Genomic DNA, 15,695 nt, shown 5'->3' with positions numbered 1-15,695 from the left:
ATGCCAATACACGACAAGACTCCACGGCCGCAGGAATTTGCTGCGGTCGACCTTGGTTCAAACAGTTTCCATATGGTCATTGCCCGCGTGGTTGATGGCGCAATGCAGATAATCGGACGACTGAAACAACGCGTTCACCTGGCGGATGGCCTCGGCGAAGATAACAAACTGAGCGAAGAGGCAATGGAACGCGGATTAAGCTGCCTGTCGCTATTTGCCGAACGTCTGCAGGGCTTTCCCCCGTCAAGCGTATGCATCGTGGGAACCCATACTTTACGTCAGGCGCTAAATGCGACCGATTTTCTCAAGCGAGCAGAAAAAGTCATCCCCTACCCGATTGAGATTATTTCCGGTAATGAAGAAGCCCGACTGATTTTTATGGGTGTGGAACACACCCAGCCGGAAAAAGGCCGCAAGCTGGTTATTGATATCGGCGGTGGGTCAACAGAACTGGTGATCGGCGAAGATTTCGAGCCCAGGCTGGTCGAAAGCCGCCGTATGGGCTGCGTCAGTTTTGCCCAGATGTATTTCCCGGGCGGTGTTATCAGCCGGGAAAACTTTCAGCGTGCCCGCATGGCAGCAGCGCAGAAGCTCGAAACCTTAACGTGGCAGTTTCGCATTCAGGGCTGGAATGTCGCAATGGGCGCGTCAGGCACGATTAAAGCGGCACACGAAGTGCTGCTGGAGATGGGTGAAAAAGACGGTTTTATCACCCCCGAACGCCTGGACAAACTTACATTTGAAGTGCTGAAGCATGCCTCATTTGATGCGCTCAGCCTGCCGGGGCTGTCAGAGGAGCGAAAGGCGGTATTTGTTCCCGGGCTCGCGATTCTGTGCGGCGTTTTTGACGCACTGGCGATCCGCGAACTTCGCCTTTCTGATGGCGCGCTACGCGAAGGCGTGCTGTATGAGATGGAAGGACGTTTTCGCCACCAGGACGTTCGCAGCCGTACCGCCAGCAGTCTGGCGAATCAGTACAACATCGACAGCGAACAGGCCCGGCGCGTGCTGGAAACGACGATGAAAATGTACGACCAGTGGCATACGCAGCAGCCAAAACTGGCCAATCCTCAACTGGAAGCGTTACTGCGCTGGGCAGCGATGCTGCATGAGGTTGGGCTGAACATCAACCACAGCGGTTTACATCGCCACTCTGCTTATATCTTACAAAACAGCGATTTACCGGGGTTTAATCAGGAACAACAGCTGATGATGGCAACATTAGTTCGTTATCATCGCAAAGCGGTGAAACTGGATGACTTGCCTCGCTTTACGTTATTCAAGAAAAAACAGTTTCTGCCGTTAATTCAGTTGTTGCGCCTGGGCGTGCTGCTGAATAATCAGCGCCAGGCGACTACTACGCCGCCATCCCTGACTCTGATAACCGACGACAACCACTGGACCTTACGCTTCCCGCATGACTGGTTTAGCCAAAATGCGCTGGTGTTGCTCGATCTGGAAAAAGAGCAGCAATACTGGGAGGGCGTAACCGGCTGGCGTCTCAAAATTGAAGAAGAAAGCTCACCCGATATCGCCGCATAAACTCTCAGCAGGTGCCAGTTCAACTGGCGCCTGTTCTTCCAGCGTTTCATGCAATGGCAGGGGTTTACCAATCAAATATCCCTGCATGTAATCAATTCCCAGCGAAATTACCGCACTGCGTATTTCTTCACTTTCAACATACTCTGCAACCACCTGCATTCTTTTCATCCGCGCCAGATGGCAAATAGAAGCCACGATTTGGTAGTCGAGGCTGTTCGAAACGATATTGCGAATAAAGCTGCCGTCAATTTTCAGGATATCGGCATTCACATTCTTCAGCCGCGCATAGCTGGCGTATCCGGTGCCAAAATCATCAATCGCAATCTGACAGCCCATAGATTGCAGCTGCAGTAACGTTGCCTGTGCCTGTTCCGCATTGGTTAAGGCGTTGCTTTCCGTAACTTCAAAGATCAACTGCCATGCTTCAACCTTGTACTTAACCAGTAGCTGGTTGATGTCATGCGGAAGTCGGGCGCGACATATCGACGTGGGTGACAAGTTAATGGCAAACCGACGGGCGGGCATTTTTTCCCGATTCTGCGCCATAAACTTCAGCGTATTTTCAATCACCCATAGATCAATACTGGACGACAAGCCAAACTCATGCGCGACCGGCAAGAAGCAATCAGGGGCGACGGTTTCACCGTCATCCCCCTCAAGACGCAGCAGGATTTCATGATAAACATCGCCGCGTACGCCAGAAATCGGCTGCGCCATCAGGAAAAAACGATTGTGCTCCAGCGCCTGCTGTAGACGATTCATCATCGCAACCTTATCTTTCAGATCACGTTGCAAGTGCATTACGCCCCGGCGCTGCAAGTTCTCTGGCGCATTGGTCGCCAGAGAAAGTTCGGCAATGGTGCTTAACTCTCCCAGTAACAGATAGATATGGTTAACAGGAGAACGGACATAGCAAAAACTGATCCCCACCTGCGGCTGTAAAGGCATGCCATCCCAAATAAAACGGAACTGCTTGATATGCCTGTCCAGGGCCTCAATGCGCTCCTGATGAGACTCGGTGTTAAAACGCAAAACTAAGTCATTACCCGATAGCTGATAGACATGCTCATCCTGTTCCAACTGTGGCGTTATCCACTGTGAGAGTTTTTGCTTGTACTGGATACGCAGCATAATGCCGTAATTTTTTACCAGTAACTCCATGCCCGGAACACGCAAAAAGCAGAGTACTGACCATGGCGTTTTTTTCAAATCCCGGTTCAATGCGCGCAAATTTGGCAGATGCACCATCGGATCAAAGAATGCCAGACGATGATTGCGCCGGGTAACAAAGCGTTGGCGCGTTGCCAGTACGGCAATGAAGTTCACGATGAAGGAGAAAACAAGATAACTCGACGAGGTAATGGCAAGCTGGGTATCGTAGCCAGAATACCAGGGCATATAACGCTGGTAATAATGAATTGCGGTAATAAGTACGACAGACCATATCAGCGAAATAAATCTGTAGCCGTAACGCATTGCTCCCCAGAGCATGACGGGTAGCAACAGCGACAGCGTATAATTTGTGCTAAATATTGAGCTTTGTTCATTTAATGGCATACACAGTAATGCCATAAGTACAGCCAATATAATCAGCCAGATCGCAAACTCGGTTTTGGTAACTTTGTTATCAAACTGCTGCTTTAATTGAGAAAAATAGCCTCTGACATGCAAAGGGTTGCGGATCGTGCGAATAATAAAGTAGCACAAAGGAACCCCAACCAGATTCCCGACGAGCATGGCCTGATAGTTGATCAGCGTGCCAGTATTAAAGGGCATAACCCCCACCATGCCGGATTTACTCTCATAAACGCCCACAAACGCGGCAAACTGGAAGAGGATCAGAAACAGCGTCGCCGGGCAGAAGACCTGCCAAAACATGCGCTGAAACATCAGATGAGAGTCACCGTGAGATACGTTGTTCCGCCGGGGAGCAAATACTTTATACCCTCCCCAGCTCAGCACTATCGTAACAATAAAGTGCGAAATTATTGAGAGCGTTTCAAATAACCCAACCTGCGGATATTTGTAGCAGATAATGGAAATGATAATTCCCGGCAATGCCGCCCAGCCAAAAAATAGCATCAGGCTAATCATCAACGCCAAAGGCATGTAGAAAAGAATTACGGTCCCAGAACTAATATGGGCATAGGTATTAGCAGTGCTCAATATAGGCAACAGCAAAGATGGTAAGATGAGAGGTAACGCCCACCATCTATCTCTCATACCAATATAATGTTTTTTGAGTTTCATAGATGCTCAGTAGAATCCCGCACATCCTGCAGGGGGTATTCAGACAGGCATCCCACCTGACTCTAAACGATAAAGTTAAATACATTACGATGTCTCATCGATTTTAGTTATCATCAAACAGTGACGTTTGACATATATCAAAAAAAAAGACTCTCATTAATCAATTATTACTCTTTTCATCGTTTCTTATCGTTAATTCATTATTAATGCAAATAATAATATTAATTTTCATAACATATGAGGATGAAACAACTGAAGCAATTTTACATAACGAAAAATTGACCATTGCCCCACAGTATGCCTTAATGTGAATATCGCCCTCAGTTGGGTACACTACAAGGAACCTTTTGTGAGCCAGGTTACCAGCCTACGCAAACGACATCGATTTAATAGTCGCATGATCCGGATCGTACTGCTTATCAGCTTTCTCTTCTTCTTCGGACGCTTCGTCTACTCCGCTATAGGTGCGTGGCAGCACCACCAGAGCAAAAAAGAATCTCAGCAGATCACCCAGCCGCAACAGGCATCTCCTGCTCAAACCGACGTGCGCTGATCGCTCGCGCCTGTAGTATCTCAGCATTAAGATTCCTTACCGGATGGCTAATCGCCTGACATTTAACCATCCGGTAAGGGATTTAAGTGATGAAACAAAACGCTGCCTTACCCACCACTCGCACGGAGTTATCGGATGATAAACCGTGTTTTCGCACAAATGCACAATCTTTTAATCCCACTTCACCGCACCATTCGCGCTGATTTTTACGTTCCGATTGACTGGGTATAAAAAAACACACCGTGTTCAAATAGACGTCAATTAATATCGCCAAAAAATATCACAGATGAAAGCATTAATATTATGTATGGAATTAAATGCTTATTTGAATCATTACCATTTTAAATTCTACAGGGTTATACCATGAGTGGTTTTTCGTTATTTCCGAAAATAAGCAGCGGTCTTGAATGGATCGCTGGACACAGCGATGCGGTTATTCGATTCGGGTGGAATATCGTTGCCGCCGTAATTTTACTGTTTGTCGGTAAATTTGTCTCTCGCCTGCTCTCCAGTGGTCTGGAAAAGTTACTGTTAAAACGTAAAGTTGACCGAACCATTATCCAGTTCTTCACCGCGCTGGTACGTTACATTACCCTCGCTTTCGCCATTGTTGCCGCATTGGGTCGCGTCGGTATCGAAACATCCTCCATTATTGCCGTCATTGGTGCCGCCGGGTTGGCCATTGGGCTCGCGCTACAAGGATCGCTTTCCAACTTTGCCGCTGGCGTACTATTGGTCTCCCTGCGTCCTTTCCGCGCCGGAGAAGTGGTACAAATTGGCGCAGTCACCGGAACGGTGGAAAAGGTGCATATTTTCTCCACCACCCTGCTCACCGCCGACAGTAAAGAAGTGGTCATTCCAAACGGTAAGATCATCGCTGACAATATCATTAACTATTCCCGCCACCCTTTTCGTCGGATCGATCTGGTGATTGGCGTGGGCTATCAGACCCGGATAGCAGATGTTAAGCGCGTGATTAACCAGATTATCGAGCAGGATAGCCGCATCGATAAGCAACGTGGAGTAACCGTTCGTCTGGGCGAACTGGGCGCTTCAGCATTGAATTTTTACGTCCGCGTATGGGTACCCAACATCGAATACTGGAATACCTATTACGATCTGCTGGAAAACATTAAAGAAGCCCTGGACGCCAACCATATTGCCCTGCCGTATCCGCAGATGGATATCCGCGTGGAGAATGTGTCACCCCAATCTCCTCCCCAGCTACAGTTAGTTGATTAATAAGTTGTTCTCCGGTGTGAGCGCAATAAAAAACCCTCTGTTAAAGAGGGTTTGACATATTACCGTTCAAAAACCGCTAACGGAGAGAGATATTATTCCCACTCAATGGTAGCTGGCGGCTTACCGCTGATGTCATACACCACGCGGGAAATACCGTTAACTTCGTTGATGATGCGGTTAGAGACTCGGCCTAAGAAGTCATACGGCAGATGCGCCCAGTGGGCGGTCATAAAGTCGATGGTCTCAACAGCACGCAGGGAAACAACCCAGTCGTACTTACGGCCATCGCCCATGACGCCAACGGAACGCACCGGCAGGAACACGGTGAACGCCTGACTGACTTTGTTGTACAGGTCAGCTTTGTGCAATTCTTCAATGAAGATAGCATCCGCACGACGCAGCAGGTCGCAGTACTCTTTCTTCACTTCGCCCAGTACGCGCACGCCGAGACCCGGCCCCGGGAACGGGTGACGGTACAGCATGTCGTATGGCAGGCCCAGCTCCAGACCAATCTTACGCACTTCGTCTTTGAACAGCTCACGTAGCGGTTCAACCAGACCCATCTTCATCTCTTTCGGCAGGCCGCCGACGTTATGGTGAGATTTAATGACGTGCGCTTTACCGGTGGCGGAAGCCGCGGATTCAATCACGTCAGGGTAGATAGTACCCTGCGCCAGCCATTTCACATCTTCCAGTTTCAGCGCTTCTTCGTCGAACACTTCAACGAATACGCGGCCGATGATCTTACGTTTCGCTTCCGGATCGTTCTCACCTTTCAGCGCGTCCAGGAAACGCTGTTCGCCTTCAACGTGAACGATGTTCAGTCCAAAGTGGTCACCAAACATATCCATTACCTGCTGGGCTTCGTTCAGGCGCAGCAGACCGTTGTCAACGAACACACAGGTCAGGTTTTTACCGATCGCACGGTGCAGCAGCATCGCGGTGACGGAGGAGTCCACGCCACCGGACAGGCCGAGGATCACTTTATCATTGCCAACCTGCTCGCGAATGCGGGCAACGGCGTCATCGATAATTTTTGCCGGCGTCCATAGCGCTTCACACTGACAGATATCGCGCACAAAGCGCTCCAGCATACGCATGCCCTGACGGGTGTGGGTCACTTCCGGGTGGAACTGCACGCCGTAGAAGCGTTTTTCTTCGTGCGCCATAATGGCGAACGGGCAGTTGTCGGTACTGGCGACAGTAACGAAACCTTCCGGGATAGCGGTCACTTTATCGCCGTGACTCATCCATACGTCCAGCAGCGGTTTGCCATCGGCGGTCAGGGAGTCTTCAATACCACGCACCAGCGCGCTGTCGGTCTGAACCTCTACCTGCGCATAGCCGAATTCACGTTCGTTAGATCCTTCAACATGACCACCGAGCTGCATTGCCATAGTCTGCATGCCGTAGCAGACGCCGAATACCGGCACACCGGCATTGAAAACGTATTCTGGCGCGCGCGGGCTGTTTGCTTCGGTGGTGCTTTCCGGACCACCGGAAAGAATGATACCGCTTGGGTTGAATTCGCGAATTTGTGCTTCCGTAACATCCCATGCCCACAGTTCACAGTAGACGCCCAGTTCACGTACGCGACGTGCAACCAGCTGAGTATACTGCGAGCCGAAATCGAGGATGAGAATGCGATGTTTATGAATATTGTCTGTCATTGACGCTAATTCCGAGGCAAGTGAAACAAATTCGCCCGGCATATAGCCGGGCGCGGAAACTTATCAGGAGCCCATGCGGTAGTTAGGGGACTCTTTGGTGATGGTCACATCGTGAACGTGACTTTCCTGAATACCCGCACCGCTGATGCGTACAAACTCTGCTTGAGTGCGCAGCGCGTCGATAGTACCACAGCCGGTCAGGCCCATACAGGAGCGCAGGCCACCCATCTGCTGGTGGATGATCTCTTTCAGGCGGCCTTTATACGCTACACGGCCTTCGATACCTTCCGGGACCAGTTTGTCAGCAGCGTTATCGCTCTGGAAGTAACGGTCGGAGGAGCCTTTGGACATCGCACCCAGAGAGCCCATACCGCGGTATGATTTGTAAGAACGGCCCTGGTACAGTTCGATTTCGCCCGGGGATTCTTCGGTACCCGCCAGCATGGAACCAACCATCACTGCAGCAGCACCGGCAGCGATTGCTTTCGCGATGTCGCCGGAGAAGCGAATACCGCCATCGGCGATAACCGGAATACCGGTGCCTTCCAGCGCTTCAACGGCGTCAGAAACAGCGGTGATCTGCGGTACACCTACGCCGGTCACGATACGAGTCGTACAGATGGAGCCAGGGCCGATACCGACTTTAACCGCGCTGCAGCCGGCTTCCGCCAGTGCGCGAGCGCCTGCGCCCGTTGCAACGTTACCGCCGATGATCTGCAGATCCGGATATTTAGCGCGAGTTTCACGAATACGCTGCAATACGCCTTCAGAGTGACCGTGAGAGGAGTCAATCAGCAGTACGTCAACGCCCGCGGCAACCAGCGCGTCAACACGCTCTTCGTTACCAGCACCCGCGCCGACAGCAGCGCCAACGCGCAGACGACCATGCTCGTCTTTACAGGCGTTAGGTTTACGTTCTGCTTTCTGGAAATCTTTAACCGTGATCATGCCGAGCAGGTGGAAGCTGTCATCAACAACCAACGCTTTTTCAACGCGTTTTTCGTGCATTTTGGCAAAAACAACATCACGCGCTTCACCTTCGCGAACGGTCACCAGACGCTCTTTCGGGGTCATGTAAACGCTCACTGGCTGGCTGAGATCGGTCACAAAACGTACGTCGCGACCGGTGATGATGCCGACCAGTTCGTTATCTTCCGTCACAACCGGGTAGCCTGCAAAACCGTTACGCTCGGTCAGTTCTTTCACTTCGCGCAGCGTGGTGGTTGGCAGTACGGTCTGTGGGTCAGTTACCACGCCAGATTCGTGTTTCTTCACGCGGCGAACTTCTTCCGCCTGGCGCTCGATGGACATGTTTTTGTGGATAAAACCGATGCCGCCTTCCTGGGCCAGAGCAATTGCCAGGCGCGCTTCCGTCACGGTGTCCATTGCTGCGGAGAGCATAGGAATGTTCAGGCGAATGGTTTTCGTCAACTGGGTGCTGAGGTCAGCAGTATTCGGCAGAACGGTAGAATGAGCGGGAACGAGGAGGACGTCGTCAAACGTCAGGGCTTCTTTTGCGATACGTAGCATGGGCAATATCTCACCTGGGAGGTTATTAAATATTGCCGCGGCATTATACAGAGCGTAACCGATTGCATCCACACTTTTTTGCAAAAAAACCTTGCGCTCCTCTGTGGGCATGTTACTTTCGACTGAATAACCTGCTGATTTAGAATTTGATCCCGCTCACATGTTATCCTCTCAGACCACCTCAATTTTTACCGTAAGCCGCCTGAATCAGACGGTTCGTTTGCTGCTTGAGCAGGAAATGGGGCAAGTATGGATCAGCGGTGAAATATCCAATTTCACTCAGCCGTCCTCGGGTCACTGGTATTTCACGCTCAAAGATGACACCGCTCAGGTTCGCTGCGCGATGTTTCGCAACAGTAACCGCAGGGTAACGTTCCGCCCACAGCACGGGCAACAGGTACTGGTACGCGCCAACATTACATTGTATGAGCCGCGTGGGGACTACCAGATAATCGTCGAGAGCATGCAGCCAGCTGGCGAAGGCTTGTTGCAGCAAAAATATGAGCAACTGAAGGCCAAACTGCAGGCTGAAGGGCTGTTCGATCAGCAATTCAAAAAAACACTGCCCTCACCGGCCCACTGCGTCGGGGTTATCACCTCTAAAACCGGGGCTGCACTGCACGATATTCTTCACGTCCTGAAGCGTCGCGACCCTTCCCTGCCCGTTATTATCTACCCGACCGCAGTCCAGGGCGATGATGCGCCAGGACAAATTGTACGCGCCATTGAGCTGGCGAATGCCCGCAACGAATGCGACGTATTAATCGTCGGACGCGGCGGCGGCTCGCTGGAAGATTTATGGAGCTTTAACGACGAACGTGTAGCGCGAGCGATCTTTGCCAGCAACATTCCAGTAGTCAGCGCCGTCGGCCACGAAACTGACGTCACTATTGCCGATTTTGTCGGCGATCTGCGAGCGCCCACGCCATCAGCCGCGGCGGAGATTGTCAGCCGCAACCAACTTGAACTGCTGCGTCAAATTCAGCATGGTCAGCAGCGTCTGGAGATGGCGATGGACTACTATCTCGCCAACCGAACTCGTCGATTTACCCAGCTTTTTCACCGCCTGCAACAACAGCATCCGCAGTTGCGTCTGGCCCGCCAGCAGACCGTGCTGGAACGACTGCGTCAGAGAATGAACTTCGCACTTGAGAATAAGATCAAACAGGCGAATCAGCGTCAACAGCGCATACTACAGCGTCTGAATCAGCAAAACCCGCAGCCGCGTATCCACCGCACGCAAACACGTATTCAACAACTGGAATACCGACTGGCGGAAAATATTCGCTCGCGCGTCAGCGAGCAGCGAGAACGTTTTGGCAATGCGGTCACGCATCTGGAAGCCGTCAGCCCGCTGGCCACGTTGGCACGTGGTTATAGCGTCACTACCGCGACAGACGGCAAAGTGCTGAAGCAAACCAAACAGGTGAAGGCCGGCGATGTGCTCACCACCCGACTGTCAGATGGTTGGGTAGAGAGCGAAGTGAAAGGCGTAACGGTGGCAAAGAAAACGCGTAAGAAAAAGCCGGATTAAACCGGCACAAACTCCACGCGTTTCTTCGAAATCAGCCCATGGCCATTCTGACAGAAATAATCCACCGCGCCGCAGGCTTTTAACACTTGCAGTGGCAAATGGCATTCCGGACAACGCGCTTCCAGCTGAATATCTTTGTGACACTGCTCGCAGTGCGCCACACCGTTTTGTGGCTCCAGCTCAGCATGACAATCCGGGCATGTAATCGACATATCGTGTCCTTGTACAGAAAATGTATTCTTGTTTTTATTTTAACACCATGCGCGTAATGTGGCCCACGTAACTGCTGTTGTAACGTTAGCAGGCACTCCACTTCTTCCGCACCGCATCGGTCATGGCTGATGATGTTCCCGTCGCGAAGATAAATCCGCAGACCTTTTTGTCCGCCATCAGGCCCCGCATATTTGTTGAGCCAGATCGCCAGTGGATTTTCAACCACGGTACATGCGATGGGAAAGGCCAGGACTTGTTCAAACACCTCAAGATGGTGCAGGGAAAAGGTCGTGATAAACAAGATATCAAAAGGCTGAGTAAGCAGTTCTTCGAAGGATGTGCAACGCGTCACGCCTGCAGGCTGTTTAGTGGAGCGAACATCAAAACCCGCTCAGCGTAGTGAATCACTAAAGAGGTTATGTAATGCAGGCAAGTATGCCGTTTCAACGACTGCGCCAAGGCCAACAAACCCAAACAGCATGTTCTTACCTCGAAAATTAAATGGCCGGGACACAACGTCTGCCCCGGCACAAACGAGGTGTTATCAGGCGCTGGTCACCGGTTTAGTTTGCGTATTTTCCAGCATGCGACGAATCGGAACAATGAGGACGATCAGTACTGCAGCGCAGATCAGCAGCGCAATCGAACAGCGCGCGAAGAGATCCGGCAGCATATCCAGTTGGTCAGCCTTCACATGACCACCAATCAGCCCCGCGGCCAGGTTACCCAGCGCACTGGCGCAGAACCACAGACCCATCATCTGCCCACGCATTCTTTCCGGTGCCAACAGCGTCATGGTTGCCAGACCAATCGGACTCAGACACAGTTCGCCAAGCGTAAGCATCAGAATACTACCCACCAGCCAGAATGGTGAAACGCCTGCCCCGCCGTTGCTCAGCACGTTTTGCGCCGCCAGCATCATCAGACCAAAACCTGCCGCCGCACACAGAATACCGATAACGAACTTGGTGATGCTGCTCGGACGAATGTTCATGCTCGCCAGCTTCGGCCACGCCCAGCTAAACACAGGTGCCAGCAGAATGATAAACAGCGCGTTGATTGACTGGAACCAAACCGCCGGGATTTCAAAATCACCGATCATACGATTAGTGTAGTCATTGGCGAACAAGTTAAACGAGGTTGGTTTTTGCTCAAACGCCGACCAGAAGAACGCGGCGGAGACCAGCAGGATAAAACAAACCAGCAGTCTGGCGCGCTCTTTACGGTTCAGACCAGCAAAGATAAACAGGTAGATGAAGTAGAGAGCAACGGATGCGGCGATCACGTACACCAGCATGCTGGCAACCGCGACCGGGTTTATCACAATCACGCCCTGCGCAATCAGCGTAACGATAACCACCACGCCGACGGCCAGCGCCAGCAGCCACGCGCCCACGCCGTTACGTTTCACAACAGGACTATTCCAGGTGGAATCCAGACCGACTTCGCTATCGTAGCGCTTCATCGACGGAACGGCAAAAACACGGAAAATAATCAGCGCGACCAGCATCCCGATGCCACCAATACCAAAACCCCAGTGCCAGCCGTGGGTTTTAATCAGCCAGCCGGAGATCAGCGGCGCGATGAACGACCCCATGTTGATGCCCATGTAGAACAGCGAGAAACCGCCGTCGCGGCGCGCATCGCCTTTTTTATACAGCGTGCCTACCATGACCGAAATACAGGTCTTAAACAGACCGGAGCCGAGCACGATAAACATCAGGCCGATAAAAAACAGGTTGTTCCCCATGATGGCCGAGAGCGCAATCGACAGATGGCCGAGCGCAATCAGAATAGAACCGTACCACACTGCTTTTTGCTGACCGAGCCAGTTATCCGCCAACCAGCCGCCCGGCAGCGCGGCGAGGTACATCGTACCGGCAAAGATACCCACGATCGCCGAGGCGTTTTCACGCGCCAGCCCCATGCCGCCGTCATAAACGGTAGCCGCCATAAACAGGATCAGTAACGGGCGAATGCCATAAAACGAGAAACGCTCCCACATCTCTGTGAAGAACAGCGAGCCGAGCGGATAAGGATGGCCGAAGAAAGTTCGGCTTTCTTTTTGATTAACAGAGGATTGCATAATTCTCCCGAAAGTTATGTCGTCGTGCGTGTAGACACCGCGATGTACGCCAGTCAGTTACGTATCTGACCGATTTTTTACATGCGGCGAAAATTTATTTAACCATTTGATAACCTAAGACTAGTTTTGTCTAGTACCAGACCCCGGACTTTAAGATGAAAACTCGACAAATGTCTACTTTCTTAGATTTAAACTTGGTAAAAAACGAATAGTAATTGACATCGCACGGGTTGAGGCTGGCGATGAATTAACGAAAAAAACCCGCGACAAGCGCGGGTTTTTATCAGCATCAAGCAACGATCACTTGCTTTTTTTAATATGCTTAATCAAACGCTTACGTTTACGCATCTGAGTGGGAGTCAACGTATTGCGTTTGTTAGCAAACGGGTTTTCTCCTTCTTTAAACTGAATGCGGATCGGCGTCCCCATCACGTTCAAAGATTTACGGAAATAGTTCATCAGATAGCGCTTGTACGAATCCGGCAGGTCTTTAACCTGATTGCCGTGGATCACCACGATTGGCGGGTTATAACCACCGGCGTGAGCATATTTCAGCTTAACGCGACGACCACGCACCAGCGGCGGCTGATGATCTTCTACCGCCATGGTCATGATGCGAGTCAGCATCGCGGTGCTAACGCGGCGGGTGGAGCTGTCGTACGCTTCACGGACCGATTCAAACAGATTACCGACACCGCTGCCGTGCAGCGCAGAGATAAAGTGTACGCGCGCAAAATCAATAAAGCCCAGACGGAAGTCCAGCGTCTCTTTGACCTGCTCTTTCACTTCCTGTGTCAGGCCATCCCACTTATTGACTACGATAACGAGTGAGCGTCCACTATTGAGGATAAAGCCCAGCAGCGACAGGTCCTGATCGGAAATACCTTCGCGCGCGTCAATCACCAGCATCACCACGTTGGCGTCTTCAATCGCCTGCAGCGTTTTGATAACTGAAAATTTTTCTACCGCTTCGGTAATTTTGCCGCGCTTGCGCACGCCTGCGGTATCGATGAGCACATATTCGCGTTCATCACGCTGCATTGGGATATAAATACTGTCACGCGTGGTCCCCGGCATGTCGTAAACCACCACACGATCTTCGCCGAGAATACGGTTAGTAAGCGTGGACTTACCTACGTTCGGACGACCAACAATCGCCAGTTTGATCGGCAGATCCTGCGGGTTGAAATCGTCTTCAGGCTCTTCTTCGCCGTTTTCTTTGGCTTCCAGTTGCGCCCAATATTCCGCGTCTTCGTCCACTTCTTCCTGCGGAGCAACGTCATCCATCCACGGCAGCAGAACATGTTCCAGCAGGCTAAGAACGCCACGACCATGAGACGCCGCGATCGGATAAATTTCGCCCAACCCCAGTGAGTAAAAATCAACAACCGCCTGGTCAGGATCGAGTCCGTCAGTTTTGTTGGCGACCAGGAACGTCGGTTTCTGGCGTGAACGCAGATGCTTCGCAATAGCTTCATCTGCAGGCATCAGGCCAGCACGCGCATCCACCATGAACAGCACAACGTCCGCTTCTTCAATAGCCAACAGCGACTGTTCCGCCATACGGGTTTCAACACCGTCTTCGGTGCCATCAATACCGCCGGTATCAATACAGATAAACTCGCGGCCTTCAATTTCCGCACGACCGTACTTACGGTCACGAGTCAGACCCGGGAAATCCGCAACCAGCGCATCTCGGGTGCGAGTTAGACGGTTAAATAACGTGGATTTGCCAACGTTAGGGCGCCCGACAAGCGCGACCACAGGTACCATGTTTAAAGCCTCATTTAAAAAATCATCAGACAACGGGCGCATTTTGCGCCGTTGTTAAAAACAGTAAAACGGCCCCTGCACCAGGAGCCGTTTTTCAAAGCGAGCGGCCGGGACGATTAACGCGTAATAGAGTACAGCGTACCGTCTTTCGCCTGGATCAGCAGTTTACCATCAGCAGAGACCGGCTCAGTCAGGAAACCAGAGCTGTCAACTTTCTGCTGGGCAACAAAACGGCCATCGTCAACGTTGATCCAGTGCAGGTAGCCTTCGCTATCACCCACAACCAGATTGCCGTTATACAATACCGGGGACGTCAGCAGACGGTGCAGCAGATCGCTTTGCGTCCACAGCGTCACGCCGCCGTCGGTGGTCAGCGCCAGTACGCGGTCGTTCTGGTCAACCAGGTAGATACGGTTACCGTCGACGATAAAATCATTCACCGAGCCCAGTTCACGTTTCCACATGATCTGCCCGCTACGCAGATCCAGCGCCGTCAGGTTACCATTATAAGCCAGCGCGTAAACAACGCCATTGACGATAACCGGTGTGGTATCAACGTCGCTCAGACGATCGATTTCCGTTGGACCTGTCGCCTGCGAAATGCGTTGCTGCCAAATCATCTGGCCCTGCTGCATCAGCACGGCGCTTACGCGACCATTATCGCCACCGACAATGGCAGCGCCAAAAGCGGTCGCTGGCGCAGATTCTCCGCGCAGTGACAGAGAAGGCATATCGAGGTTAACGGTCCATTTGATGGCGCCGTCAGCTTCGTTCAAGGCTTGCAGTTGGCCGTTACTGGTGTGGATCAACACCATGCCATCGCTAACAACCGGACGAGACAGCGCTTCCCCGGCAACTTTCGTCTGCCATGCGGTGGTACCGTCGCTGGTGTTCAGCGCATAAACCTGCGCTTTCTCACTGCCGATATAAACATGCCCGCCGGACACGGTGACACCGCCAGAAAGCTGTGCTGATGCACGGGAGAACCAGCCGTCTTTCTCACCCAGATTAACAGACCAGACTTCTTTACCGTCGTCTGCATTCAACGCTTTCACGACACCGGCGCGTGAAGCTGCATAGACAACATTATCCGCCAGCGCAGGATGAAGATTGGAATAGAAATCACCAATACCGTTGCCTACAGAGGTGCTCCATGCAGTGGACGGAGTAAACTGGTTTTCAACCACCGGTAATGGGGACATCTTAACGACATCTTCTTCGCCACTAAACAGTGAACAGCCGCTCAATAGGGTAACAGAAAGCAGCCCTGGCAGAAGTAATTTACGCAATTGCATCGGGTCC

General features: G+C 51.7%; 11 protein-coding genes and 1 pseudogene. 4 read left to right on the top strand and 8 right to left on the bottom strand.

What is annotated here, in order from left to right; genetic code table 11:
- A complete protein-coding gene (gene ppx / locus OGX99_RS14825; RefSeq protein ID WP_286544058.1) occupies positions 1–1,542 on the top strand; it encodes an exopolyphosphatase in 1,542 nt (513 codons plus the stop codon).
- Here ppx and OGX99_RS14820 read toward each other — a convergent pair.
- A complete protein-coding gene (locus OGX99_RS14820; RefSeq protein ID WP_210904484.1) occupies positions 1,522–3,792 on the bottom strand; it encodes a bifunctional diguanylate cyclase/phosphodiesterase in 2,271 nt (756 codons plus the stop codon). The genes ppx and OGX99_RS14820 overlap by 21 nt on opposite strands.
- Before the next feature lie 349 nt (positions 3,793–4,141).
- Between OGX99_RS14820 and OGX99_RS14815 the strand changes: the two genes are divergently transcribed.
- Both OGX99_RS14815 and mscS read left to right on the top strand, forming a co-directional pair.
- Positions 4,142–4,345: a YfgG family protein gene (locus tag OGX99_RS14815; RefSeq protein ID WP_286544055.1), complete on the top strand. Its 204-nt coding sequence runs from the start codon at positions 4,142–4,144 to the stop codon at positions 4,343–4,345.
- 363 nt (positions 4,346–4,708) lie between these two features.
- Positions 4,709–5,587, top strand: a complete 879-nt coding sequence (gene mscS / locus OGX99_RS14810; protein WP_286544052.1) for a small-conductance mechanosensitive channel MscS — start codon at positions 4,709–4,711, stop codon at positions 5,585–5,587.
- Between the two features lie 92 nt (positions 5,588–5,679).
- On the opposite strand, the gene guaA is transcribed toward mscS, so the two are convergent.
- The gene (guaA, locus tag OGX99_RS14805; RefSeq protein ID WP_151217648.1) at positions 5,680–7,257 is read right to left on the bottom strand and encodes a glutamine-hydrolyzing GMP synthase; all 1,578 of its coding nucleotides are present in this window, start codon (positions 7,255–7,257) and stop codon (positions 5,680–5,682) included.
- Between the two features lie 63 nt (positions 7,258–7,320).
- Positions 7,321–8,787 carry an IMP dehydrogenase gene (guaB, locus tag OGX99_RS14800; protein ID WP_187253548.1) on the bottom strand — a complete coding sequence of 489 codons (1,467 nt, stop codon included), beginning with the start codon at positions 8,785–8,787 and terminating at the stop codon, positions 7,321–7,323.
- Between the two features lie 160 nt (positions 8,788–8,947).
- On the opposite strand from guaB, the gene xseA reads away from it, so the two are divergent.
- A complete protein-coding gene (gene xseA / locus OGX99_RS14795; protein ID WP_286544047.1) occupies positions 8,948–10,321 on the top strand; it encodes an exodeoxyribonuclease VII large subunit in 1,374 nt (457 codons plus the stop codon).
- Here xseA and OGX99_RS14790 read toward each other — a convergent pair.
- The 5 genes and pseudogenes from OGX99_RS14790 to bamB form a co-directional block, all read right to left on the bottom strand.
- Complete coding sequence (locus OGX99_RS14790) at positions 10,318–10,533, bottom strand: zinc ribbon domain-containing protein (protein WP_187253550.1); 216 nt, start codon at positions 10,531–10,533, stop codon at positions 10,318–10,320. The two genes, xseA and OGX99_RS14790, sit on opposite strands and share 4 nt — an antisense overlap.
- 56 nt (positions 10,534–10,589) lie before the next feature.
- A pseudogene (locus OGX99_RS14785) lies at positions 10,590–11,015 on the bottom strand (hypothetical protein); the annotation flags it as partial.
- Positions 11,016–11,078: 63 nt separating this feature from the next.
- Entirely contained in the window at positions 11,079–12,620 is a 1,542-nt protein-coding gene (locus OGX99_RS14780; protein ID WP_151217651.1) for a peptide MFS transporter, read from the bottom strand.
- 300 nt (positions 12,621–12,920) lie between these two features.
- Complete coding sequence (gene der, locus OGX99_RS14775; RefSeq protein WP_079939511.1) at positions 12,921–14,393, bottom strand: ribosome biogenesis GTPase Der; 1,473 nt, start codon at positions 14,391–14,393, stop codon at positions 12,921–12,923.
- 116 nt (positions 14,394–14,509) lie between these two features.
- Positions 14,510–15,688, bottom strand: coding sequence for an outer membrane protein assembly factor BamB (bamB, locus tag OGX99_RS14770; protein WP_151217652.1), 1,179 nt, complete (start codon positions 15,686–15,688; stop codon positions 14,510–14,512).
- Positions 15,689–15,695 lie beyond the last annotated feature (7 nt).

The sequence above is a fragment of the Citrobacter sp. Cu096 genome, from assembly GCF_030332285.1.
GTDB lineage: Bacteria > Pseudomonadota > Gammaproteobacteria > Enterobacterales > Enterobacteriaceae > Citrobacter > Citrobacter meridianamericanus.
This window is presented reverse-complemented; position numbering and strand designations above follow the sequence as displayed.

What these genes read in the sequence shown, in the direction of transcription:
- ppx (WP_286544058.1), top strand. Translation starts at nt 1, where the DNA reads ATGCCAATACACGACAAGACTCCACGGCCGCAGGAATTTGCTGCGGTC.
- OGX99_RS14820 (WP_210904484.1), bottom strand. Translation starts at nt 3,792, where the DNA reads ATGAAACTCAAAAAACATTATATTGGTATGAGAGATAGATGGTGGGCG.
- mscS (WP_286544052.1), top strand. Translation starts at nt 4,709, where the DNA reads ATGAGTGGTTTTTCGTTATTTCCGAAAATAAGCAGCGGTCTTGAATGG.
- guaA (WP_151217648.1), bottom strand. Translation starts at nt 7,257, where the DNA reads ATGACAGACAATATTCATAAACATCGCATTCTCATCCTCGATTTCGGC.
- guaB (WP_187253548.1), bottom strand. Translation starts at nt 8,787, where the DNA reads ATGCTACGTATCGCAAAAGAAGCCCTGACGTTTGACGACGTCCTCCTC.
- xseA (WP_286544047.1), top strand. Translation starts at nt 8,948, where the DNA reads ATGTTATCCTCTCAGACCACCTCAATTTTTACCGTAAGCCGCCTGAAT.
- OGX99_RS14790 (WP_187253550.1), bottom strand. Translation starts at nt 10,533, where the DNA reads ATGTCGATTACATGCCCGGATTGTCATGCTGAGCTGGAGCCACAAAAC.
- OGX99_RS14780 (WP_151217651.1), bottom strand. Translation starts at nt 12,620, where the DNA reads ATGCAATCCTCTGTTAATCAAAAAGAAAGCCGAACTTTCTTCGGCCAT.
- der (WP_079939511.1), bottom strand. Translation starts at nt 14,393, where the DNA reads ATGGTACCTGTGGTCGCGCTTGTCGGGCGCCCTAACGTTGGCAAATCC.
- bamB (WP_151217652.1), bottom strand. Translation starts at nt 15,688, where the DNA reads ATGCAATTGCGTAAATTACTTCTGCCAGGGCTGCTTTCTGTTACCCTA.